Origin of the sequence: Burkholderia catarinensis, assembly GCF_001883705.2 — a bacterium.
Classification (GTDB): Bacteria; Pseudomonadota; Gammaproteobacteria; order Burkholderiales; family Burkholderiaceae; genus Burkholderia; species Burkholderia catarinensis.
The window spans coordinates 59,989-84,195 of record NZ_MDEQ02000031.1 but is presented as its reverse complement, the minus strand read 5'-3'; the positions used below and the strand labels follow the sequence as shown (position 1 = coordinate 84,195).

The following is a 24,207-nucleotide window of genomic DNA, read 5'->3' as shown; positions in this document are numbered from 1 at the left end:
GCCTTCGGGAAGCGCCCGGCTGTTGAACACGCGAAACGTGTTGCCGGCGAAACGGAACGCGTCACCCTCGCGCTTCAGGTCACGGCCCTTCAGCGGCACCCAGCCCAGCGATTTCCTGCCGCGATAGCGCAGGCAGGGCCGACGGTGCTGACTGCGCGACTTCGCATATTGCTCGCACGTCGCGTTGATCGTGCCGGAGTGGATGCCGAGCGCCTTGCTGCTCCCCGTCGTCAGCACGTTCAGATCGAAACCCGTCGGCCACTTCTTGTTCCACTTGAGCGCGTGCTTCTGCGTGTCATTGCAGAAGTTCCAGACGTAGTTCACCGCACGGCTCTGCGTGTTGAGCAGTCCGTTGAGCGACTTCACGCGGTAGCGGTAGACAAGGATCATGCCGGTCATCCTAACCCGTGGAAGAAGCTGCCTGTCAACAGCACTCCTTTCCTTCCCGCCATCAATGGCGGGGTTTCTCGGAGCAAATTCTGATGAATACCATCGGAGAACGCGGAAGACCCCGCGCCCAGGAGAATGAGCGGCTGGCTACCACGCATTGCGCACATCTACTCACCTGAGCGATTCAGTCATCGTCCGACCGTCTCTCGGATCAATGTGGATGCATCACGTGCTTGACAGATGCTCTCGCAGGAAGTCGATGAACCGCTGGGTCTTCGCCGGCAAAAGACGGGTTTCGGTCAATGCATAGACGGGTACCGGGGTGGCCTGCCACTGTGGCAAGACACGACGTAACCGCCCCTGGGCTACGTCATCGGTAACGATGCCCTCCGCCAATATGGCAATCCCCATGTCCAGGGCTGCCAGGCGTTGGATCATGCCGACGCTATTGAGCAGAAACCGTCCTCCAACTGCGACATTCACCGTTTCGTCTTTGTTTTGCACGGTCCAGATATCGGACTTTGATCCGCGCAGCCGCAAACATTCATGCTGGACAAGCTCGTCGGGATGCTGAGGTTCGCCCAGCATATCGAGATAGCGAGGTGAGGCGTAGAGATGTCGCGGCAATCGCGCAAGCTGGCGAGCGATCAGGTTGGAGTTGGCGGGCTCACCCATACGAATGGCGACATCAACCGGGTCGCTCACCAGATCTGCCAGGCGAGGTGATAAATCAAACTCGAAGCGTATGCCGGGATAGCGCCGGGCAAACTCGGCCACCAAGGGAGCCAGGAAGATGTTGGCGAAGCCTTCAGGGAACGAGGCGCGCAACAGCCCGCTGGGCTGGGCAAGCATTTCTCCAAGCTGCTCATGAACCAGCCTGGCCTCCTCGACGATGCGCTTGCTGCGTTCGTAGTACAGCAGCCCGGCTTCCGTCGGTTCAACCTTGCGTGTCGTGCGATGCAGCAGCCGCAATCCGATCGCCTTTTCCAGGGCCCCTATACGGCGGGACAAGGTTGAATTGGGCATGCCCAAGGCATCGGCTGCGCCCCGAAACCCTTTGGCCTTCACGACCTCCACGAACAGCGCCATGTCATCCAGATGGGTCATATCATTGCTCCAATATCGGAGCAATGAATTCTACAGGCGCTAGTTTATCCCGTAAACGAGCGGGTTCATGATGAGGCCTTGTGATTCAGTGGACCTGACCATGAGCCAATCAATCATCCCCGATGCGAACAGACCCCCGACCGATAGCCGGCGACGGGATTTGCTCGACGAGCGCAGTGTGACGGCCTCGGCGCAAGCAAAACCCGTTGTCGTCTCTCCGGTGATATCCCGCCTGCGACCGATGAATCTGAGCAGCCACTTCCGCGCCTATTCGCTGCGCGGGGACGGCAACAACGGCGAGCCGATCGACCCGATTCTGGGCGTGGACCACGCGTGGATCAGCGCCCCTCAGTTTCCCGCCCATCCGCATGCAGGCTTTTCCGCGGTGTCCTACCTCTTCCTCGATTCGGAAACCGGAATCGACAATCGTGATTCACTCGGCAATCACAATGTGATCCAGCCTGGGGGGCTGCACTGGACAGCCGCCGGCCGGGGGGTGGTACACGAAGAGTTCCCCGTCGAGACAGGCAAGACCGTCCATACCCTGCAGATCTTCGTGAACCTTCCCGAGGAGCGGCAGAACGGCGCGCCGTTCGCGTTGAGCCTGGAGCCTTCTGACGTGCCGGTGGTCCATGCGTCCGGCGCCAAGGTGCGGGTACCTCTGGGAACCTTCTGCGGGGCCAACTCGCCATTGGAAACCCCGACTGAGCTCACCTTGCTCGATATCGCCCTGCACGATGGAGCTGAACTCTCCGTGCCTGTTCCCGCGGGACATACTGCATTCGTGATGCCGATCCACGGAGCGCTGGCGATCAACGGGCAGCTTTTCGAGCGCGAGCAATGCGCCGTGCCGGCGTTTCCTGCGCAGAAGACAGGACACGAGCTCGTCCTTTCGGCGACACGAGGCAACGCAAAAGCCGTGCTCTTCAGCGGACCGCCATTACGCCAGCCGGTGCATTGGCAAGGCCCGATGGCCATGGCTTCAACTGCAGCTCTGGCATCCGCGATAACCGCTTACCAGCGCGGTGAATTCGGCACGTTGGATTCCCCCATCGTGCCTGCAAAACACCCTTGATCTGCACGACATCACGTGCATCTCGTCAATTTCGCAAGGAGAACATCTTGACGTTCCAACGACTCACCGGTGCCAGCGCAGCGTTGCTCCTCATCGACCACCAAGTCGGTACCATGGGCTGGGTGACTTCCACATCCTTCGATGAGATGAAGAGGAATGCCATCATTCTCGCCAAGGCTGCCAAGATCCTCAACATCCCGACGGTGCTGACTTCCAGCATGGAAGAGGCGGCCCAAGGCCCGCTGCTGAGCGAGCTTGAAGCCATCCTTCCCAACGCATTCGCTGCTCGCATCAGGCGCGCGGGCATCGTCAATGCGATGGACGACGAAGCGTTCGCTGCTGCCGTCAAGGCAACCGGCCGTACGAAGTTCATCCTGGCAGGCGTCACCAACGACGTCTGCACGGTGTATCCGGCGCTGACCCTGGTTGGACAAGGCTACGAGGTGCAGGTGGTCGCCGACGCAGGTGGCTCCCCCAGCAAGATTGCCGACGACATTGCTTTGCGCCGCATGGAGCGTGCAGGCGTCACCTTGACGAGCACCAACCAGCTCATCGCCGAACTGGCCGGCAGTTGGAACACGCCTGAAGGTGGCCAGCTGGTTCAGGCATTGAATATCGGCTAAAGCATTCACTCCGACATCCGGAGTGCTCGATTCGGAACATACAGAGGAACGAAAAATGACGCGTATCTGGCAGCCTGTTGAACTGGGCGCAATCGAACTATCCAACCGCTTCGCGATGGCACCAATGACGCGCAGTCGCGCCAAGCCGGACGGCACGCCCGGCGACTTGGCGGCTGAGTACTATGCCCAGCGCGCCGGCGTCGGTCTGTTGATCAGCGAAGGGTCGCAGCCGTCGGATGATGGTCAGGGTTATCTGGCCACCCCGGGCATCTACACCGATGCGCACGTGGCCGGTTGGCGCGGCGTCACTTCTGCCGTGCACGCCAAGGGTAGCCGTCTGTTCATTCAGTTGATGCACGTTGGGCGTGTTTCGCACCCTGACAATACCCCCCACCATCGCCAGCCGGTCGCGCCCTCGCGAATTGCCCCAGGCTCCCAGATGTTCACGCTGAATGGCATGGTCGACATCCCGGAGCCACGTGCATTGAGCCTTGAAGAGATCGCCACGACCATCAACGACTTCCGCATCGCCGCACGCCGCGCCATCGAGGCTGGGGCCGATGGCGTCGAGATCCATGGTGCCAATGGCTATCTCATCCACCAGTTCATCGCACCGAGCGCGAACACCAGGACGGATGCCTACGGTGGATCGATCGAGAACCGTGCCCGATTCGCCATCGAAGTCGCCAAGGCCATCGCCGAGGAAATCGGGCCGGATCGTACCGGCATCCGCCTATCGCCGGGCGTTCCCATGAATGGCATTGACGAGGGCACTGAAGGTCCTGACCTGTACCGCTATCTGGTGGGCGAGTTGGACAAACTGGGTTTGGCCTATCTCCACCTTCTGCACGTGGGAAACGAGCCGCTCCTGGCCGATATCCGTGCGCTGTGGAAGACGGTGCTGATCGTCAACCGTCCCAGCCGGCCACGCGAGCAGATCGGCTCGGACGTCAACGCGGGCCTGGCGGACATCGAGGCCTATGGTCAGGCCATTCTGGCTAATCCGGACTTCCTGGAGCGCCTCAAGACGAACGCGCCCCTGAACACAGGTGACCGTAATACCTTCTACGCTGGCGGCGCCGAGGGCTACATCGATTACCCGTCGATGCAAGGCACGCAGATGTGATAGCCGCGCAGGCCGATTGCTGAGTTGCCGGCCCATCCAGTTCTACCAGCGTCCTGCTGACAGAACTGGATGCTTCCATGGGGGAGTCAGCACACGGCTCTTGACTAAGTCGAGAGTCCTAAAGACTTTTCAAAAAAATAAATCCCAGTATCGATTTGGCCGGTCACAACCAGACGAAGAATATGATCAGAGCGATGATTGCCGACACAAGTGCATCGGCACCAAGCGCCAACTTCGCATGTACTTGCTTCTCGTCCGTTCGCGCATCGTCATCGTGATCCGTTCCGTTGCAGCCACAGCAGCCGGCTTCCACAGGGATCGCTACGGCATCAACCGATCGAGCAGCGGCGACCGGAAGATCCGGTTCGGGTCGTAGCGGTCGAGGGTCGCGCGCGCCGCATCCCAGCTGCTCGACGGCGGCTGGCCTTCACGATGCAGGTTCGGGATCGTGGTGGCGAGCATCGTGCCGTCCTGCCAGGCGGCCGTGTCGGTATAGCCCCAGCCCTTCGACCATTCGGGGCGCAGCGTCGCATACGAACCGGTGTAGTTCGCGAGCATCCATTGCTCGATCTCGCGATAGAAGCGATCGGCGCCCGGCGTGCCCGGTAACGTCAGGATATCGAACCATACGGCGATGTCCCATTCGGGGTGGTCGGGGCGCGGCTTGAGCGCGGACAGCGTGGGAACGACCGCGCCGGCGCCGGCATCGGCCGGCTTGTCGAGACCGGTGACACGGATCTCGACGGGACCGTTGATCGGGTACTCGCCGCGTGCCTTGTACGTGTCGATGCGATTCTGATAGAACTGCACGAATTCGCTGATCACACGCTGCACGTCGGCGCGCCGCGCCAGTATCGCGTAGCCGTTCGCGGTGACGCGCAGCGTCGACGGCCGAATGTACTGCAGCACGGTGCGCGACCAGCCCCAGATGTCCCCACTGAGCGTGAGCGCGAGGCCGGCGGTCGTGATGGCCAGTTGCGTCTGGCCGAACAACGGCGTCAATGCACCTTCGCCGCCGATCACGATCCGCTTGACGAGATCCGAGATGGACTGCGTGATCGAATCGGAGAACGGATAGTTGTACGGCTGCGTGACGGCGCGCGACAGGAACGGCTTGCTGGGCGTCGGCGTCCAGACCTTGAGCCACGGGCAGGTCGTGAACGGGAACCAGATCGCTTCCATCCGGCCCGAGCGATCGAGAAACGACGCGATCGTGCGGCCCGGCGTGCCGGCCGGCGCAAAGAGTTCGGAAGACGGAATGTCGACGAAGCTCTGGCAGCGCAGCCGCTGGTTCGGGCCTGCGATCAGCGTGACCTCGACGACGAACGCCATCCCGATGTGCGCGAGGAACGCGCCGATCTCGGGATCGCTGCGCTCGAACCGGCGCAGTACGTATTGCTGCCGGGCCGGATCGAACACGACCGCGGTCAGCGCGACCACGAGATTGCTCAGCGAGCCGTAAGTGTGGCCCGGTTGCAGGGTTTCACCGGCCGCCGGTACGCCGGTGCCGTGCGCGTCGATCGCGAGCGCACCGCCGAGCGTGATGCCGCCCGGCGCAGGCGCGGCGATCACGCCGAGGTCATATTGCTCGAGCGTCGCGAGCAGCGCCTCCAGCGAGACGCCCGTTTGCGCGGTGACGCGCGCCGGACGCGCAGACGTGTCGACGGAGACGGCCGTCAGCGACTGCGTCGTATCAAGCAGCACGAGGTTCGCGGCGCCGGCGCTCGGGTCCAGTGTCAGCGGCGACCAGTTGTGCATGTAGCCGCGCGGGCGTATCCGGTAGCCGTTCGCACGCGCCCAGTTGACTGTCGCGACGACGTCGTCGGCGGAGCGGGGCGCGGCGGTCCATACGTCCTGCACGGCGATCTCGCCGCTCCAGTTCTGGAACGCCTGCTTGTAAAGCGGAATGTTGGCCGGGAAGCCGGGCGGTGTCGCGCCGGCCGTCTGCGCGTGCGCCGCAATCTGGTAGAGCGGTGTCCAGCCGGTGATGATGCCGGCCGCCGCGAGCTTCGCCATGTCGGCCAGGAAGGCGCGACGCGGCGCAGGTTCGTCTCGGAAGTCGTGACTCATGGTGTGCTCCAATTTTTCGGAATTGTTTTGCTGATTGGAAAGACGACAAATGGCGCGTTGAAACCCGTGTGGCAATTCGAGCAGGCGTGACGCGCGGGAAGCATTGCGCGTTGGCGGGCCAGGATTGAAAAGGACGGTGTGTTCGGCAATGCGCAGCCGCGCATCATCACGGACGTCTAAAAGGAAATCGAAAAACCGCCGGGCGACCTCTTCAATTGGCCGTCGGCCTGTCCTGCCGGCAAACGGATAGGGAGATTCGATTGAATAGCGCGTGGCGAAGCGCTAGCCGCGACGATCGATCAATAGATAGATAGATTGCACGTGAATATTAATTTACATGTTTCTATTTTTTAAATAAATAGGCTCGCAGTTCAAAATCGGTTGACAATTCGTCGTTTATTTCGCTGCAAAGCGTAGCAATTTATTAATCTGGCGGCAAGCGGTGGAGTTGACAAATTCCGCGTCCGTAAATATAGAAATTTTATGACGGGCAATGACCTCTCAATTTGTGGATATTTTGCAACACCGGTGTCGGCGGCACTGAAAATGTCATTCGTGGCGATTTTTATCGCCTGAAGGTGTAATCAGCGGCGTGCAGCCGCAGGCTGACAACGGGGATTATGCTCTGTTGTCGCGCAAATCGAGTCGATCGTTGAGTGAATCGAAACGATATCCAGAGGACGATGCTTGAAGCCAAGTCGGTGAGCGAGAAGAGCATGATGAAATTCGCCAACTCCTCTCTCGAATAAGGTTCTCGGATGGAAATCCGTGGTATGCGGCGCCAGGATGATTATTACAAAATTTCGTGGTAAATAGATGTTGATTTATCCGGCGCATTCATAATGCGTGCCCGCGGACAGCTTGCAGATCGATTGGTTTCCAGTTCGCGAGAGGAAAATATATGCCAGGCGAACTGCAAGAATTTTAAATCATCGCTATGATACGCAGCTGGGATATACATGAATCAAACTCAATGGAAAGAATCGTTTCGTTTTTTTCTCGCGATTTTTCGTTGAATTCGCCGGGAATGCGCCCGCTCCGGGCCGGCGCCGGGTTTTCCAATTCAGGTCTTCAGCACGTCCGGCGGCAGCGCGTTTTCATCCAGCAACGCTGATTGACTGAAATGGACGTTTCAGCTTCTTGCAGCGTTCGCCAGTAATGATCGTCCATCGATGCGATGGCCGGCCGCATGGCGCCGTCCAATACGGAGGAAACATCGTGCCTGTTTCACGCTTGTCATCGGGCTGTTCGATCGTCGGTGACGAGGCTGCGCTCGCCGCGCCTGAAGATCGTTCGCACGAGCATTGCGTCTTCCGGATCGCGGGCTATGCATGCTTGCCCGACGGCCCGCGGCACGTTGCCGGGCAACTCGGCGCGGGCTGGCGCGTGCGCGAACCGGGCGGCGCCCCGTCGGGCGAGTCGCCGCCGACCGTCGAGTGGTTCGCGGCCGCCGCTCCCGTCCCCGCACGCGATCTCGCATCGAGCTGAACAGGGAACGGCGCGCCGCCGTTTCGCGTGAGCCGAACGCATCGGTACGCGATGGCGGCGGCGCGTCGCCCACCAAAAAAGGCGCGCGACGAAGCGTGACGAAACGCGCGCCGCGCAAACCGCGCCGGCTCGCCCGCGCTGGCGTTGCGCAGCAGTCCTCAAACACGCACAACAAGGAGAGTCAGATGTTCGCGAAGCTCGGGAAGGTAATTTCGAGCGCCGGCAGTGAGCGGTTCGCATCCGACATGCATGCATTGCTGGTCGAATCGATTCCGCTCGCGATTACCCGGATGACTGAATGGACGCTCGACGAGCCAGCGGGCGAAGTCGTCCGCGTCCAATCGCTCGGCGCGTTCGGCGCGCCGGGCGACGCCGCGCGCGGCGGCGAGCCGGCCGTGCACGGCGAGCGGGAACCGGCAGCGCATCCGCTGTCGAACCGGATCCTGGCCGCGTGCGACCGGCAGCTCATTCACATCAACCCGCTGATGCGGCGCGGCAATGGCGGCGAAGTCGCGCCGCCGCGCGGCCCGGGCAGCGGATTTCAGTGCCATCTCGTGTCGGGCAAGGCGAATCGCCGCTACGTGATCTCGCTGCATCGAACGGCATCGCATTGCGACTTCTCGTTGCAGGAGATGTCGTTCCTGAAGAATTTCGCCGATACGCTGCTGCCGCTCGTCGAGTGGCATGCGTCGACGCGCCGGCACGGCGAGCGCGAAGGCGCGACGGCGCCCGGTGCGACGGCGGGCATGCCCGGCGTCGAGGCGCTGCGCCACGAGTTCGAATCGCGGCTCGCGCGCGCGGCGGTCGCGCTGTCGGCGCGCGAAAGCGAAGTGTGCCTCGGCCTGCTCGCGGGCAAGATGCTGCGCGAAATGGCCGGCGAGCTCGGTGTGAAGGAGAGCACGGTCGAGACGTACTTCAAGCGCGCCGCGGTGAAGCTCGGCATCAGCGGCCGGCACGGGCTCACGAAATGGATGATCGACGATTACGTGCCATGCGCGTCGGCGGCGTGACGCCGTCACGCGGGGCGCGGGCGCCGATACCCGACGCGCGACGAACGCCGCCGGCCGACGTGCCGGGATTGCTGCCGTGCGTGCCCGCGCAGACGCTCGTCGTCGCGGGTGATGACGACGATATCACGGGGTGCGGCAGCTCGGCTGTCGTCGCCGGCCGGATTGCCGGCGCGCGACTCGAGGCGGAGGCCGGCGGCAGCCATCCTGTGTTGTTTCGCGCGCGCTGCAGTTCCTGGCGCGCCACACATGACGCGTGTCACGCCGCCGGGCGCGCGCGTTCGGGCGCGAGCCTTCAGGTTCCGATGCGCGGCGACGCGCGGTCGCGCAGCATGCTTCTCGTGCCGTCTCGGCCTGCTTCCGTCGCGGTCCCGGCCGTCTCGTCGAGCATCCAGCGCGTCAGGCCGTGACGCCCGCCGAAGCCCAGCTTGATGGCTGCCCGCTTCAGGTAGGTCTCGACGGTGCTTTCGCGCAGCGCGAAACGCACGGCAATGGCGGACACCGTATCGCCGGCCAGCAGCGCCGTGCATGCCTCGATCTCGCGCGTCGACAGCTTGACGCCAGCTTGCCGCAAACGGTCGGCGAACCGCCGCGCCACGCGCTCCCGGCCCGATTGCGTCGCCGGCGGCGCGACGTCGGTCACCCGGGCGGCCGGCGGAGCCGAATCGAGCGCCGCGACATGGCTCTCGACGATCGGAAACAGCACGTGCGAGAGTTCCTTGAGGAAGGTCCGCTCCTGCGGCGAGAAATCGTCGAGCGTATTCGTGCGATACAACGAGATCACGTAATAGTGGCCCCGCTTGCGGGTCACGAGGTGGAATTGCGCGCTATGCGGCGGCTCGATCTCCGCCTGCATGAGGAAGAAGCGGTCGAGCAGCGCGTGGGTCGGGCCGTGGCCGGCGAGCGCGTCGTCGACGTGCAGGCGGCTCGCGCCCGAGTGCGGCGGCATCTGCGGCCCGTAACAGGCAGCGGCCGGGCCGGCCTTCGCGAGCGCCGCGCCGACCGCGCCGAGGCTGCGCACCCCGAGATCGCCGTCAGGCGCGGCGTCGACCGCGAGCTCCGAAATGCGGATCCCGTCGACGGGGACTGCCGCAGAAATCAGGCTGTACATCATTCGGGGAAAGCGTCGGCTCCCGCTGCTCGAGATCGCCTCGCCGACGTGTGCGAACAATCTGCTGAACTCCATGAAACGATTCCTGGTGAGACGTTGAAGCTGCGCTTGCGCGCATGGTTGCCGACATGATTTAAACACCCGGCTGCGAACGCGTCTGTAACGGTTAGCCGGGACAGCTGTTGACGTCCTCCTCCGCCTAAAGGCGGAGGATTCCCACACCTGGCGATGCACGTCCGCATCGGAGAATGTTCAGCGCAGCGTTGGTATCACGATCATGCACGACACCACAGCCCTCGCAGGCCCATGCTCTTATTCTCAGTCCCGCGATACCTTTCGGCCGCGTCGTGCTGTCTTTCGATCCGCACGCCGAACAGGACTGGGTCGAACCGCTTTCGTCGACTTCCTCAAACGTGGCCCCGTGCGCGATCGCTTTATAGCGGAGCTTGTTTCGGAAGGACGACCAGGATGCGTCGTAGACGCTTTTCGCCATCCTGGTTCTGGCGAGTTTGACGGCAGATACATTGCCGACCGCGATGTAATCGAAGCGCCGCACCAAATCGAGCGCAAGCTTGTGCTGGAAATCAGCGCGGGCGTTCGTCACCTTGGCGTGCAGCTTCGCAATATGTCGTTTGTGCTTTCGTGCTCGCTGGGCTTTCGCGAGCTTTTCCGTCGCGCCCCGGCCGAACCGGTCATTGGGCAGTTTCTCGCCCGTCGAAAGTGTGGCGAAGTCTTTCAGGCCGAGATCGATGCCGACGCCGGAACGGATCGGGCGAGCCTGAACATCGGGCATCTCGATCACGATGTTGAGAAACCAGTTGCCCCGCGCATCCTGCGCAAAGTTGGTTCCGTCCTTGATCTTGCCTTCAGGAAGCGGTCGGCTGTTGAACACGCGGAAGGTATTGCCGGCGAAGCGGAATGCGTCGCCTTCACGCTTCAGGTCGCGGCCTTTCAGTGGCACCCAGCCAAGCGATTTCCTGCCGCGATAGCGCAGGTAGGGGCGTCGGTGCTGACTGCGCGACTTCGCATATTGCTCGCACGTCGCGTTGATCGTGCCGGAGTGGATGCCGAGCGCCTTGCTGCTCCCCGTCGTCAGCACGTTCAGATCGAAGCCCGTCGGCCATTTCTTGCCCCACTTGAGCGCATGCTTCTGCGTGTCATTGCAGAAGTTCCAGACGTAGTTCACCGCACGGCTCTGCGTGTTGAGCAGTCCGTTGAGCGACTTCACGCGGTAGCGGTAGACAAGGATCATGCCGGTCATCCTAACCCGTGGAAGAAGCTGCCTGTCAACAGCACTCCTTTCCTTCCCGCCATCAATGGCGGGGTTTCTCGGAGCAAATTCTGATGAATCGCCGGTCGCCGAATCCGGCGCGGTGCGCGGCGATTGACCCATCTTTCAGCGACAGACAGCGCGCGGCCGCCGACGGCTACGTCTACGTCTACGTCGAACCGGCGTCGCGCCCTGACGATCTCGCCTACGTGATCTACACGTCCGGTTGGACAGGGAAACCGAAGGGCGTGATGGCCGAGCATCGCAACGTGCTGCACGTTGATCGAGCAGTCGCACGCGTGGTTCGATTTCGACGCGTCCGACATGGGGTCGCCGTTCCATTCGATTGGCTTCGACTTCCCGGTGCGGGAAGTGTGGGGCGCGTGGGTGACCGGCGCGCAGGTCGCGGTCGTCCCGTATGCCGTGTCGCGGATCGATGGACGCCGTGAAACGGCGTGCCGGACAAGGTGCTCACGGCGCTGCAACGCGCGCACCTTGTCCGCATCCGCATCACTGCTCATCCTGCAACTTCGGCTCGGACGGCACACATGGCCGTATCGGAGAAGATGCGGCCGCTATCCAGGCGAATGACTCGATCCGCCAGCTTGAAATACTGATCGTCGTGGGTAATGATCACGACGCATTTCCCGCGGGATTTCAGATCGGGAACCAGCACTTCATAGAAAAATCTCTTGAAAACCGGATCTTGATCGGCGGCCCATTCGTCCAGGATATAAATCGGACGATCCTCGATGTAGGCGCAAAGCAACGCCAAGCGCTTGCGTTGTCCGGTCGACAGAGCCTTGGTTGTCGAGTACGTGTTGCCACTGATCTCGACTTTGCCCCCCAATTTCAGGGTTTCGAGGTATTTCCGGGCAAGTTCGATGCTCCCATTTTCGCGAGCCGGCCCGATGATGCGATTGAACAAATGGAAATCGGTGAATACGGCGGAAAACAGATTTCGGTACCGTTCCCTGGTATCGTCGTCAACGACTTTTCCATCAAGGGCGATATAGCCCTCGGTAGGCGCATAGAGGCCGCTGAGTACCTTGCCCAACGTGCTCTTGCCGCTGCCGTTTCCGCCGATGACATAGACGAGCTCTCCGGCATGAATCGTCATGTTGATGGGGCCAAGCACGAAGTCGGCCGACGACTCATTGTCACGGTAGTTCATCTTCACGTCTTTCAACTCAATGAGCTTCCATGGCTTTGCCGACGAGGATTCCCCGGTGCCCGGAGGGGAGGGTTCGTTGCGCGAATCCTGCGTGTCGTCGATCAGAAAACCGAATTCCGCCAGCCGGGCGAGCGCGGTCTTGCCTTCGGCCATGACCGGCAGAATATTGATCAGCATGGTCAAGGGCCCCATCATGTAGAGCACGGCCAGAATGCTCGCGGTGAGTACAGAAGGGTCCACGACGCCGAGCGAAGGTACGCCGAAAAGCAGGAATCCGAGCAGGACCGCTACCGTGATCTGGCCGATGCTGTCGCCGCTCATGAACCAGAAGCGTTCTATGTAATTGAATCCTGCCACGCGCTTCGATGATAATTCGATCGCGGCCCTGGTAAACCAGCGTCGCCTGGCCCGGTTGAGCTTGAGCTCCTTGATGCCGAACACGAGGCCATGTGTATATTCATTGAACTGGACAAATTCATCGCGAACCCTCTCCGTGAAATTGACCGCCTTTCGATAGAAAAACAGATAAATAACCAGGCCGACGATCGTCAGGATGATCGTCGAAGCGAAAACAATCCAGGAGAGATAGGCGAGATAGACGATGCTGCATATCAGGACGACGGATTGAACGATGATCGTCGGGATGGTGAGCAGGGTCTGGCTCAGCTGCGGAATGTCCTGGGTCAGCATGGTCAGGACATTGGGAGCGCCGCGTCTGTCAATTTCATCCAGCGGGGTTGCCAGGATCCTTTTGCACAGGTTGACGCGCAATCTCGTCATGACTTTCATGCAGGCATAGGAGGGCATCACGGCAGCGCTGCTCCTGCATAAAACCGCGATGACATTCACCGCAATGAATATCAGCAACAGCGTGTGTCGATCCTCCCCGTCATGCAGCACCCTGCTGATCAATCCGACGCCCACGATCGATGCGATGCCGCTGACGAGGCCCGTCAGGACCGTGCCCAGCGTCAACCAGGGATGACTGCGCCACATCAGGGTGGCGGCCGAATGCCACGGCGGCGATTTACTTTGAGCGGAATCCATGAGTTGCCAATATGACTCAGTTGATCAGGTGGCTGAGTTCGACATTTTTTGCCGCTGATCTCAACCTCAATGAGGTTTCGTGCTTGCCGAGGAACGTGATGCTTTCCACGATTTCCAGCGGCGAGTCGGAAAACAGGATGCAGCACTTCAGCAAGCGCTGCGCACGGTCCCAGCCGACGCTCGTTGAATCGGCCGCGCTACGCAACGAGGCCTCGACCGACGAGACTGACCAACTGTCGTTCTGTGTCAGCCGCGACTCGATCAGTCGAAGAAATTGCAGGAGCGTGCGGGGATTGCTTTCGATGCTGTACATGAGGATGTAATCGATCCGCAATTTCTTCGTGATCAACGGAAAAATCAGGTCGATCACGCCGGCGGTCGATTCGCATTTCCCGTAAGCCAGCGAAATCGCCTCGCCGAGCTTGCAGTCCCGGTGAAGCGCATCCAGCGCGGACTGTACGAACGCCGCTTCGAGGTCAACGGTGGTGATTTGCATGATCTTCAATGGCCTGTCGAGTGATGGATCGCAGCGAGCGCCGGCCGCAGCCGTTACCAGCCATTCGGAATCGGAAGGGAATAGGTCAGCGGCTTTTCCGGCATGACTTCGTCCATGATGTCGGAGTAACCGGACTCCTGTCCGACCAGATTGGGTTCGAAGCAGTAGCAATTGAACTTCTGCTGCAGCACGAGGTTGTTGCGGTCGTTGATCGCCGGCGGGTTTTCGTTGATCGCAATGAATGCGTCGTAAAGCGAGTCCCTGACGACGTACGCATGCGCGGTGAGCGTCTCCACGGTCTTGACGATGTTCGGCGCGACGGGAATGGGCGGCGTGAAGTGATAGGCACCCAGAAACAGCATGTGCCAGTCTTCCGGCACCTGCGTGATGAACTCGGGGAAGCGCGCGGCGAAGTCGGGGTCGAAGAACGCGTCGTCCTCGAAGATCAGGACTTCGCTCGCGCCGGCGGCCTTGGCCTGTTGCACGGCGGCGAGATGGCTCATCGTGCAGCCGTAGTCCTGCGGACGCATATGGCTCAAGGATTCCGGCACGCTCACCTGCTTCGCGTCGACGGCGGACAGTCGTTCCACCGTGAGGATGTTCTGCTCCGCGAATTTTCGTTGCATGGCTTCCCAGCGGTCGGGACGCCGGTCCAGATTGATGCAGACCTTGCGGGCGAAAGCGTTGTCGATCGTCGGTGTCGATTTCATGAGGGCTTTTTTTCCAGAAACTGATTGACGTGGGTAGCGAGAACGCCGGCGTGCGGATCGAGCAGCATCGTCAGGTGGTCGCCGGGTATGTCCATCACCTCGACGGGCAGCGCCGAGAAGCGGGACCAGCCCCAGGTCGGGTCCAGGCGGAGCTGCGCGATCTCGGGCGACGGATCGTAGTCGCCGGGATCCCGCTCGGTGCTGCGGAACAACGCGATCGGCACGGGCAGCGGGGTGGCCTGCGGCGCGTAGCGCGATTTGAAGTTGGCCTGATAGACACGCAGATACGCGCGCACGCGGTCGGATCCGGCGTCCGCGAACCAGTTGCCGCGGTCGCCGATCCTGTCGAGGATCAGGCCGGCCTGGCCGTCGGGGTCGAGCGGGACGAGGTCTGCTCGCGTCACCTCGAGGTCGGTGCCGAGGAAGGTGCCGATTTCGTGGGCGATCGCGACCAGCCAGTCGGTGTCGTCCCAGTCTTGCCAGTAGGTTGCGGCCGGGCTGTCGATGGGGGCGGAAGCGTCGAAGATCGCCAGCAGCTTCACGACGGCGCCCTTGGCGACGAGCTGCCGGCTCATTTCGAGCCCCACCTGCGCGCCGAACGAGTGGCCCGCCAGGTAGTACGGCCCCGCGCCCACCAGCGGCCAGATGCGTTCGATATGGCGGGCCGCGATGTCTTCCACGCGGGTGAGCGGCAGGCAGGATCCATCGAGGCCGAGCGCTTCCAGGCCGAGCACCGCGTGGGCCTCGTTCAGGTGGTTCGCGAGCGGGTGGAAGTAGACCACGTTCCCGCCGGCGCCCGGCAGGAGGAACAGCGGCGCGGCAGGGCCGCCTTCCCGGATCGTCACGAGCTCGCCGGCAGGGGCGGACGGCGCTTGCGTGGCCAGTGCCGCCGCCAGTTTCTCGATCGTCGGATTCTCGAAGAGACAGGAAATGGGCAGCCGGCGATCGAACGCCTTCTCGACATTGGCCATCAACTGGATCGCGATGATCGAGTGTCCGCCGAGGTCGAAATAGTTGTCGCTGACCTTGATGTCGTCTCTTTTGAAGATCCGCTGCCAGATCGCCAGCAACGTGCTTTCGTCCGCCGTCGGCGCGACGGCGCGGGCCGTCGTGGCCGCACCGGCGGCGGGTTCGACGGCAGGGGCGGCCGCGCCGCGCGGCGCGCCCGGCTGGCCGCCGGCGGCCGGCGCCGACGCATCGGCAAGCTGGCCGGTCAGCTGGGCCGGGTCGTCGGCGAATCGTTCCAGCAACGCGCGGAGGGTGCCCAGCATCTGCCGCACCACGTCGGGGGCGACGCGGTGTGCATCGTGCGTGATATGGAAGGCGAGGCGGTTATCCGGGTGCACGGTCAGGGTCAGCGGGTAATTCGATTCCGCGAACGCGCGGGTGTCGAGGATCTCGATGCCGTCCGGCCCGAGATCGGGAGCGGCGGCAACCGGGAAGTTCTCGAACACCAGCAAGCTGTCGAACAGGCTGTCGCGGGCGGGCAGTTCGCTCCATGACCGGATATCGACCAGCGAACTGTACGAATGCGGCTCCATCGCCGTCTGGGCTGCGTGGACCGCCGCCAGCCAGTCGATGAAGGGGCGCTCCGGCGCGATACGCACGCGAAACGGCAGCGTGTTGATGAACAGCCCCACGATCGACTCGACGCCGTCGAGCTGCGGCGGGCGACCGGACACGGTAACGCCGAAGACGACGTCGTCCGTCCTGGCGTGGCGCCGCAGCACCAAGGCCCAGACCGCGCGTATCAGCACGTTGAGGGTGAGGCGATGGGTGCGCATGAGCGCTTGCAGCCGAGTGGTCAGGGCCTCGTCCAGCAGGAATTGCTGGGTCCTGAGCTTGTCCTGCCGCGCGGCATCGCCGGCGATCTGCCGGGCCGGATTGGCCGCGATCGGCGTGGCGGCATGGAACCCGGCCAGCTCGGCACGCCACCAGGTTTCGTCGGCCGAACGAGGATGACGCGCGAGCCAGTCGATGTACCTGCGGTATCCCGGCGCCGACGATGCGACCGCGGGCAGGCCGGTGCGGGCGAGCGACAGGTAATCGTCGAACACTTCCTTCATCAGGGTGGCGGTGCTCCAGCCGTCGAGAATGATGTGGTGCGCGCTCCAGCAGAAGCGATGGCGCGCCTCCGCTTCCTGAATCAGCGTGCAGCGGAACAACGGCGCCCGATGCAGATCGAAGCCGCGCCGCCGGTCGTCGGCGAGGAAGGCATCGAAGTCCTGCGCGCGGCGGGACGCATCGCGGTGTCGCCAGTCGAGGAACGTCCACGGCAGGTCGACCGTGTGCAGGACGGTCTGGACGGGATGATCGCGATTGGCCCACGCGAACGCGGTGCGCAATACGGCGTGGCGCGCAAGCGCGTTGGCCCAGGCTTGCCGGAGCGCCGGCACCTGGAGCGGGCCGCTGACGACGAAGCTGAACTGCTGGAAATAGGCGGCAGGATCCAGTTCGTACAGCGAATGGAACAGAATGCCCTGCTGCAGCGAAGAGAGCGGGTAGCTGTCTTCGATGTCGTCCCACGCGGTGTCGGGAACCGACGCCACGAAGTCGAGCAACCGGTCCTTGAAGTGCGCGGCCAGATTTTCGACCGTTTGCCGCTGGTGGAGCCGCTCGCCGTAGCGCCAGTCCACCTGAAGCTTGCCGTCGGAAACGGCGGCGACGATCTCGAACGCATGGGTGCGCTGGGACCGCTCGGCGCGCAGCGAACCGAGGTCTTCGGCCGCCGGGCGCCAGCCATCGGATTGCTGCAACACGGTATCGAGCTGCCCGTGATAGTTGAAGAGGATATCGGCATTCGGCAGCGCGGCGAGGCTGTCGCGCACGGCGTCGTCGGGGCTCAGGTAGCGGAGCAGCGAATAACCGAGGCCTTCGGCCGGAATCCGGCGCAGCTGTTGCTGCCCGGCACGCAGCGCTTCCTCCGGCGTGTGCATCGCGTCGGCCTCGAGCACGATCGGGTAGATGGAGGTGAACCAGCCCACCGTTCGGGTGACGTCGATCGGCGCATCCGACACGTGGCGGCCGTGACTTTCGAGATCGATCCGGGTGCGGGCGTTGCCGGTGACCATGCTGCACGCTTGCGCGAGCGCGACGAGCAGGACATCGTTGATGCGGGTGTCGTAGGCCCGTGGCAGCCGACGCAGCAACGCCGCAGTGTCGGCTTCGTCCAGCTCGAATGAAACGGATGCCGCGTCGCCGACCGCGTTGTTGGCCGCTTTATTGGCCGCGCCCGCGGCCGGATAATCGACCGGCATGGGCTCGACGTCCTGCGACAGGAGAGCTTGCCACAGTGGGGCTTCGTCGCCGATGGCGGGCGACCGGGCCAGTTGCTGCAGGTGCAACGCCCATTCGCGGAACGAAGCCGTCTTCTCGGACAACGGCTGGCCGTGGTAGGCGGCATGCAGGTCCTCGAGGAGCACGCGCCATGACACGCCGTCCACCGCGAGGTGATGAATCGACACGAACAGGCGGGCGAGCGGCTCGTCGGCAAAGCAGAAAAGCCGGGCCGCGAGCAACGGGCCATGCGTGATGTCGATCCCGCGTTCCGCTTCCGCGGCGGCAGCGCGCATCGCCGCGATGCGCTCGCCGGCGTCGCCTGCCAGCACCTGCTTCGCGAAGAGCGCCGGCATCTCGCCGGCGGCGACGATTTCTTGCGTCCAGCGGCCCGCGCTGCGCGAGAAACGCAGGCGCAACGCATCGTGATGTTCGTAGACTTGCCGGAACGCGTCGGCGAGCCTCGGCGCGTCGATATCCGACGGCACCTGGATCAGGACCGTTTGATTGTAGTGCGACGGCGCATCGATCTCCTGTTCGAAGAACCAGTGCTGGACCGGCGTGAGCGGCGCGTCGCCCAGCGGGCTGACGCTCGGCGCATGCGCTGCCCGTTCTTCAGGCGCAGCGGCCAGCTGCGCGATCGTCTGATACTGGAACAGCTGTTTCGCCGTCACGCGAAGTCCCGCCCGATTGGCGCGCGAGATCACCTGGATGCTCAGGATGGAGTCGCCGCCAAGCTCGAAGAAATTGTCGTGGATGCCGATGGAGGGCAGTTGCAGCACGTCCTGCCAGATCGACGCCAGCAGGATTTCCCGGGGCGTGACGGCCGGCGCGTGCGGCTGGGCCGCGTCGACCGTGTCCGCCGGGACGGGCAGCGCCTTGCGGTTGATCTTGCCGTTGGGCAGCATCGGCAGGGATTCGAGCGCGACGAACTTCGACGGCACCATGTAGTCCGCAAGCTTGCCGCTCAGATAGCCGCGAAGATCGGCGAGGTCAGGCGATGCGGTCGCGACATAGGCGATCAGGAACGTCCGGGCGCCGTCGGTTTTCGCGATCACGACACAGTCGTCGACCGACGGATGCTCGCGCAGCGCCGCCTCGATTTCACCGGGTTCGATACGCAGGCCACGCAGCTTGATCTGGTGGTCGATGCGGCCGAGGAACTCGATGTTGCCGTCGGTCCGATAGCGCGCGAGATCGCCGGTGCGATAGAGGCGCGCGTGCGGGTCGGCGGAGAACGGATCGACGATGAACTTCTCGGCGCTCAGTTCGGGCTCGCCATGGTAGCCGCGCCCGACCGGCGTGCCGCCGATCAGCAGTTCGCCGGCCACGCCGACCGGCACGGGCTGCAGCTGCGTGTCCACGATATAGAGGCGGGTGTTGGCGATGGGCCGGCCGATCGGCACGATGCGGTGAGGGTCGTCGCACCGGCATTCCCATGCGGTCACGTCGACGGCGGCCTCGGTGGGGCCGTAGAGATTGAACAGCTTGACGTCCAGGCTCGCGAGGCAACGCTGCTGCAGGTCGTAAGGCAGGGCCTCGCCGCTGCAGACGACGCGGCGCAGCGATGCGCAGTGCGCGTCGAGGTCCGGATGGTCGAGAAAAGCGCGCAGCATGGAGGGCACGAAATGGACCGTGGTGATCCGTTCGCGCTCGATGAGTTCGACCAGGTAGTCGGTCTCGCGCTGGCCGCCGGGCCGGGCGAACACGAGGCGCGCGCCGGTGACGAGCGGCCAGAAGAATTCCCAGACCGACACGTCGAAGCTGAACGGAGTCTTCTGCAGGACGGCATCGTCCGCGCCGAGCGTGTAGGCGTGTTGCATCCACAGGATGCGGTTGGTGATGGCGCGATGGGTATTGAGCGCGCCTTTGGGCCTGCCGGTCGAGCCGGAGGTGTAGATCATGTAGGCGAGGTTCTCGCCGCTCAGCACAGGCGTGGGGTTGGACGAAGGCGCGGCGTCGAGCTCGAGCGTGTCGCGATCGACGACGATCACGCGGGCGTCGGAGTCGGGCAGCGCGTCAAGCAGATGCTGCTGGGTGAGGAGCCAGCGCAACTGCGCGTTGTCGATCATGAAGCGTACGCGCTCGGCGGGGTACTCGGGGTCGACGGGGACATAAGCACCGCCGGCCTTGAGGATCGCGAGCAGCGCGACGATCATGTCGAGCGAGCGCTCCATCGCGACGCCGACGAGGGCATCGGGCGCGACGCCGAGTTCGATGAGGCGATGGGCGAGGCGGTTGGCGCGCAGGTTGAGTTCGGCGTAAGTGAGCGCGACGTCGTCATAGACGGCGGCGACGGCATCGGGCGTGCGCTCGACCTGTTGTTCCAACAACCGATGCAGCGGTTGCACGGCGGCGTCACCGAAATCCATCTCGGTCCGGTTCCATTCGACGGTCACTCTCTCCCGCTCCGCATCGCTCGACAACGAAAGCGCGCTGAGCGGCCGGTTCGGATCGGCGACCACGGCATCGAGGAGCGTGCGGAAGTGTTCCGCCATGCGATCGATCGTAGCGGCGTCGAACAGGTCCAGGTTGTATTCCAGCGAGCCCGCGAGCCCGTGGTCGGCATCCTGGATATGGAGCGTGAGGTCGAACTTGGCGGTGTGGGTCTCCACCGACACCGGCGTGGCCACGAGACCGGGGAAGTTCACCGCATGGGGCTGCGCTTTCTCATACGCGAACACGACCTGGAAAACCGGCGTGCGGCTCAGGTTGCGTTCGAGCTTGAGTGAATCCACCACCTGCTCGAACGGAATCTCCTGGCGACTGTAGCCGTCCAGCGCGACGCGCTTCACGCGCGCCAGCAGTTCGCCGAAGGTCGGATTGCCCGACAGGTCCACGCGCAGCGCGAGCATGTTCGCGAAGAAGCCGATCAGCGGCTCGGTCATGCTGGAACGCCGATTGGCAATCGGGGAGCCGATGACGAGGTCTTGCTGGTTGCTGTACCGCGAAAGGAGCAGCGCATACGCGGCGAGCACGACCATGTACGTGCTGGTGCCGGACGCGCGCGCGATCGCGCGCAGGCCGTCGGCGCGTTCGCCGTTCAGCTGGAACGGCAGAACCGCACCGTGAAAACGCTGGATGGCGGGCCGGGGGCGATCGGTGGGCAGCTCGATCAGGTCCGGCGCGTCCGCCAGCGCCGCGCTCACGAGCGCCAGTTCCCGATGCGTGTCGGCGGACGCCAGGCGTTCGTGCTGCCAGGCGGCGTAGTCCGCGTACTGGACGGCCAGTTCCGGCAGCGACTGGCCGGCATAGAGCGCGGCCAGTTCACCGATGAGGATGCCTGACGACCACGCATCGGAAATGATGTGATGCATCGTGATGCCGAAGACGTGCAGGCGCTCGTGCACGCGATACAGCACGACACGATGGAGCGGCCCGGCGGCGAGATCGAATGGGCGGTCGGCTTCCTCGGCGAGCAGCGCGAGCGTGTCGGACTCGCTGGCGACGTCGACGACGTCGAGCGCGACCGGCGCCGGCGGGGCGATGCGTTGAACCCCGAGGCCGTCGACGGCGGGAAACGTGGTGCGCAGGATCTCGTGACGCCGGCTGATTTCGGACACGGCGGCGCGCAGGCGCGCGATGTCCAGATCGCCGTCGAAACGCAGCGCGCTCGAAATGTTGTAGGTGGCCGACGGGCCTTCCAGTTGCGCGAGGAACCACAGGCGCTGCTGCGGAAAGGACAGCGGCAGGTCGTTCGCGCGCGAGCGGGGCGGGATGTTGCCGGCCATCGAACCGGCACGGGGCGACGACGCTTCGATCAGGTCGGACACCGCGCTGATGGTCTGGAGTTCGAAGATCGCGTCGATGCCGATCTCGACGGAGAAGCTACTCCAGATCCGCGAGACGAGCTGCATGGCCTGCAGCGAATCCCCGCCGTAGTCGAAGAAGCGGCCGGTGACATCGACGGCCGGATTGTCGAGCACTTCGCGCCAGATGCGCACCAGCTCGAGCTGGATCGGCGTGGCGTCGAGGCTGGCGGCGTCGGGCGCGGCGGCGGGCTCCATGGCCAGGAGCGCCGGGCGATCCAGCTTGCCGTTGGCGTTGAGCGGAAATTCGGCGATCGGGACAATGTCGGACGGGACCATGTAGTCCGGCAGCTTCCCGGCCAGGAAGGCCCTGAGGTCCGGCACGCTCAGGCTCGCGGAACCCTTGACGTAGGCCGCCAGCTTGCGCACCCCATGAGCGGATTCGCGCAGCATGACCGCTGCGCCGACGACATCCTCGTGCGCGGTGAGCGCGGCCTCGATCTCGCCGAGTTCGACACGGTGCCCGCGGATCTTGACCTGGTCGTCGACGCGTCCGTAGCACTGGATCTGTCCGTCGGGCAGCCATCGGCCGATGTCGCCGGTGCGATAGATACGTGCTTCGCCGGCGAACGGATGCTCGACGAATTTCGCGGCGGTGACGTCGGGCCGCTGGTGGTAGCCGCGCGCGAGGCCGTCGCCGGCGATGCAGATTTCCCCCGGTACGCCGATCGGGACCGGCCGCAGCGCTTCGTCGAGCATGTACACGCGCGTGTTGGCAATGGGCCGGCCGATCAGCACCGTAGGCGGCGTGTCCTCGACGCGCTCCACGATGCAGCCGACCGTCGCCTCGGTGGGACCGTACTCGTTGTAGATCTCGATCGCGGGATCGATCTTCCGCAGCGTCGCGATGTGCTGGGGCGTCAGTTCCTCGCCGCCGACGATCACCTTGCGCACGCCGGAGCGTGCCAGGTTCATGTATTCCAGCAGGTGAATGTGGGTGGGTGTGAGCTTGAGGGTGTCGACGCCGCTGCCGGGCTGGAACATCCGGGCCAGGATGGTGTCGATGCTTTCCGACTGCGGATAGATGCGCAGCGATTTGCCGCGCACCAGCGGGCAGAAGAGGTTGGTCAGCGTGAAATCGAAGCACAGCGAGCTGTACAGACCGAAACTGCCGGTCGTGCTTTCCGGGAAGTAATACCCGGCGGCCCACGCAATGTAGTGGGCCAGGTTCCGGTGTTCGAGCAGGCAGCCTTTCGGTCGCCCGGTCGAGCCGGACGTATAGATCACGTAAGCCAGGTTCGCCGGCTCGGCGCGGCGCGGCGGATTGTCCGGCAGCGGCGTCCAGCCGGGAAGTTCCTGATCCAGCAGCAGCGTCACGCCGGAGAATTCATACCACTGCGCCAGTTGACTCGATTGGGTCACCAGCAGCGACAGGCCGGTGTCGCCGAGGATGTGATTGATGCGTTCGGCCGGATACGCCGGGTCCAGCGGAACGAACGCCGCCCCCGCCTTCAAGACGCCGAGAATCGCGACGATCATCCATTCGGAACGGTCGAGCATGATGCCGACCAGCGATTCCGGCCCGACGCCGTAGTGGCTGACCAACTGATCCGCCAGGCTGTTGGCCCGGGCGTTCAGGTCGGCGTAGGTCGTGAGCGAGCTGTCGGTGACCAGCGCGGGTGCCGCCGGCGTGCGCGCGACCTGGGCTTCGAACATGTCGACGACCGTGGAGTGGCTGGGTCCGGCCGTCGCGGTTTCGTTGAAGAGGGCCAGCAGCCGACGCTCTTCCGGCGGGATCGCTTCGATGTCGCCGACCGGCCTGTCGAGGTGTTCGAATTCCTGCAGCACCGCGCCGAGGCTCGTTGCGAAACCGTCGATGACGAGCGGTTCGATGGCGCCGGTATAGCGGATCTCGATCTCGCCGCGCGCCAGCCGCAGGTGCAGCTGCAGGTCGTCGTCCTGGCCGGTCAGCGCGTGGTGCACCCGATCGTCCACCAGCGAGACCTTCGTGAGCTGCGCGAGCGCCATGTCCTTTTCGTTGCGCACGAGCGTTTCCAGCGGGAAATGGTGCTCGGCATAGCTGTCTTCCACGATTCCCGCCACGCGCGACAGGTAGTCCTCGACGCGCTCCTCGGGACGAACCTCGATGATCAGCGGAATGGTGGCGGCACGGGCCGGCGGATGCTCGGCAAGCCCCGGCGTGCCGAGCACCGTGACCGGGATCCGGAAGTACTTCCAGAGCAGGAACGCAATGCCCGCGGCCGTGACGGCGAATTCGGCAAGCTCGCCGTCGCCGATGCGCCGCAACAGGTCGAGCGACGCGGGCGTGAGCGGCACCGTGCGGGACAGCAGACGGCCCAGCTGCGGGCTCGGGGCGTGCGTGGCGATCCGGTAGACGCCGGTCACCAGGGAAAGGCTTTCGCGCCAGAAACGCGCGGTTTGCGCATAGCGATGGTCGGTGACCAGTACGTTATTGTCTTGCACACGA

Annotated in this window: 13 protein-coding genes and 2 pseudogenes; 6 read left to right on the top strand and 9 right to left on the bottom strand. The window is 63.7% G+C overall.

Annotated features, from left to right (window positions below):
* Positions 1-390 (bottom strand): annotated as a pseudogene (locus tag BFF94_RS32620) (RNA-guided endonuclease InsQ/TnpB family protein); the annotation flags it as partial.
* A 225-nt stretch (positions 391-615) separates the two neighbouring features.
* The gene (locus tag BFF94_RS32615; RefSeq protein WP_128843409.1) at positions 616-1,497 is read right to left on the bottom strand and encodes a LysR family transcriptional regulator; all 882 of its coding nucleotides are present in this window, start codon (positions 1,495-1,497) and stop codon (positions 616-618) included.
* A 100-nt stretch (positions 1,498-1,597) separates the two neighbouring features.
* On the opposite strand from BFF94_RS32615, the gene BFF94_RS32610 reads away from it, so the two are divergent.
* From BFF94_RS32610 to BFF94_RS32600, 3 genes are read left to right on the top strand one after another with little or no spacing between them, the layout of a single operon-like run.
* Complete coding sequence (locus tag BFF94_RS32610) at positions 1,598-2,572, top strand: pirin family protein (protein ID WP_308286069.1); 975 nt, start codon at positions 1,598-1,600, stop codon at positions 2,570-2,572.
* 47 nt (positions 2,573-2,619) lie between these two features.
* Entirely contained in the window at positions 2,620-3,195 is a 576-nt protein-coding gene (locus BFF94_RS32605; RefSeq protein ID WP_128843408.1) for an isochorismatase family protein, read from the top strand.
* Between the two features lie 55 nt (positions 3,196-3,250).
* Entirely contained in the window at positions 3,251-4,321 is a 1,071-nt protein-coding gene (locus BFF94_RS32600) for an alkene reductase (RefSeq protein WP_128843407.1), read from the top strand.
* Between the two features lie 321 nt (positions 4,322-4,642).
* On the opposite strand, the gene BFF94_RS32595 is transcribed toward BFF94_RS32600, so the two are convergent.
* Positions 4,643-6,391, bottom strand: a complete 1,749-nt coding sequence (locus BFF94_RS32595; RefSeq protein ID WP_128843406.1) for a cholesterol oxidase substrate-binding domain-containing protein — start codon at positions 6,389-6,391, stop codon at positions 4,643-4,645.
* Between the two features lie 1,218 nt (positions 6,392-7,609).
* On the opposite strand from BFF94_RS32595, the gene BFF94_RS32590 reads away from it, so the two are divergent.
* Together BFF94_RS32590 and BFF94_RS32585 are read left to right on the top strand one after the other, a co-directional pair.
* On the top strand, positions 7,610-7,879 hold the full coding sequence (locus tag BFF94_RS32590; protein ID WP_128843405.1) for a hypothetical protein: 270 nt from the start codon (positions 7,610-7,612) through the stop codon (positions 7,877-7,879).
* A gap of 185 nt (positions 7,880-8,064) precedes the next feature.
* Entirely contained in the window at positions 8,065-8,889 is an 825-nt protein-coding gene (locus BFF94_RS32585) for a helix-turn-helix domain-containing protein (RefSeq protein WP_219140262.1), read from the top strand.
* A gap of 292 nt (positions 8,890-9,181) precedes the next feature.
* Here BFF94_RS32585 and BFF94_RS32580 read toward each other — a convergent pair whose 3' ends face one another.
* Together BFF94_RS32580 and BFF94_RS32575 are read right to left on the bottom strand one after the other, a co-directional pair.
* Positions 9,182-10,072 carry a helix-turn-helix transcriptional regulator gene (locus BFF94_RS32580; protein ID WP_219140261.1) on the bottom strand — a complete coding sequence of 297 codons (891 nt, stop codon included), beginning with the start codon at positions 10,070-10,072 and terminating at the stop codon, positions 9,182-9,184.
* A 124-nt stretch (positions 10,073-10,196) separates the two neighbouring features.
* A complete protein-coding gene (locus tag BFF94_RS32575; protein WP_219140260.1) occupies positions 10,197-11,249 on the bottom strand; it encodes an RNA-guided endonuclease InsQ/TnpB family protein in 1,053 nt (350 codons plus the stop codon).
* Positions 11,250-11,464: 215 nt separating this feature from the next.
* Between BFF94_RS32575 and BFF94_RS38510 the strand changes: the two are divergent.
* Positions 11,465-11,546: pseudogene (locus tag BFF94_RS38510) on the top strand (AMP-binding protein); the annotation flags it as partial.
* Between the two features lie 238 nt (positions 11,547-11,784).
* Here the strand turns inward: BFF94_RS38510 and BFF94_RS32565 are convergent.
* Genes BFF94_RS32565 through BFF94_RS32550 form a run of 4 tightly spaced genes read right to left on the bottom strand, consistent with a single transcriptional unit; the run spans position 11,785 to position 24,203 of the window.
* Complete coding sequence (locus BFF94_RS32565; protein ID WP_128846969.1) at positions 11,785-13,488, bottom strand: cyclic peptide export ABC transporter; 1,704 nt, start codon at positions 13,486-13,488, stop codon at positions 11,785-11,787.
* A gap of 16 nt (positions 13,489-13,504) precedes the next feature.
* Positions 13,505-13,984 carry a hypothetical protein gene (locus BFF94_RS32560; protein WP_128846966.1) on the bottom strand — a complete coding sequence of 160 codons (480 nt, stop codon included), beginning with the start codon at positions 13,982-13,984 and terminating at the stop codon, positions 13,505-13,507.
* 53 nt (positions 13,985-14,037) lie between these two features.
* Entirely contained in the window at positions 14,038-14,694 is a 657-nt protein-coding gene (locus BFF94_RS32555) for a glycosyltransferase family 25 protein (protein WP_128846964.1), read from the bottom strand.
* Positions 14,691-24,203: a non-ribosomal peptide synthetase gene (locus BFF94_RS32550; RefSeq protein ID WP_219140259.1), complete on the bottom strand. Its 9,513-nt coding sequence runs from the start codon at positions 24,201-24,203 to the stop codon at positions 14,691-14,693. Before BFF94_RS32550 ends, BFF94_RS32555 begins: the two co-directional genes overlap by 4 nt.
* Positions 24,204-24,207: the final 4 nt, after the last annotated feature.

What these genes read in the sequence shown, in the direction of transcription:
- BFF94_RS32615 (WP_128843409.1), bottom strand. Translation starts at nt 1,497, where the DNA reads ATGACCCATCTGGATGACATGGCGCTGTTCGTGGAGGTCGTGAAGGCC.
- BFF94_RS32610 (WP_308286069.1), top strand. Translation starts at nt 1,598, where the DNA reads ATGAGCCAATCAATCATCCCCGATGCGAACAGACCCCCGACCGATAGC.
- BFF94_RS32600 (WP_128843407.1), top strand. Translation starts at nt 3,251, where the DNA reads ATGACGCGTATCTGGCAGCCTGTTGAACTGGGCGCAATCGAACTATCC.
- BFF94_RS32595 (WP_128843406.1), bottom strand. Translation starts at nt 6,391, where the DNA reads ATGAGTCACGACTTCCGAGACGAACCTGCGCCGCGTCGCGCCTTCCTG.
- BFF94_RS32585 (WP_219140262.1), top strand. Translation starts at nt 8,065, where the DNA reads ATGTTCGCGAAGCTCGGGAAGGTAATTTCGAGCGCCGGCAGTGAGCGG.
- BFF94_RS32580 (WP_219140261.1), bottom strand. Translation starts at nt 10,072, where the DNA reads ATGGAGTTCAGCAGATTGTTCGCACACGTCGGCGAGGCGATCTCGAGC.
- BFF94_RS32575 (WP_219140260.1), bottom strand. Translation starts at nt 11,249, where the DNA reads ATGATCCTTGTCTACCGCTACCGCGTGAAGTCGCTCAACGGACTGCTC.
- BFF94_RS32565 (WP_128846969.1), bottom strand. Translation starts at nt 13,488, where the DNA reads ATGGATTCCGCTCAAAGTAAATCGCCGCCGTGGCATTCGGCCGCCACC.
- BFF94_RS32560 (WP_128846966.1), bottom strand. Translation starts at nt 13,984, where the DNA reads ATGCAAATCACCACCGTTGACCTCGAAGCGGCGTTCGTACAGTCCGCG.
- BFF94_RS32555 (WP_128846964.1), bottom strand. Translation starts at nt 14,694, where the DNA reads ATGAAATCGACACCGACGATCGACAACGCTTTCGCCCGCAAGGTCTGC.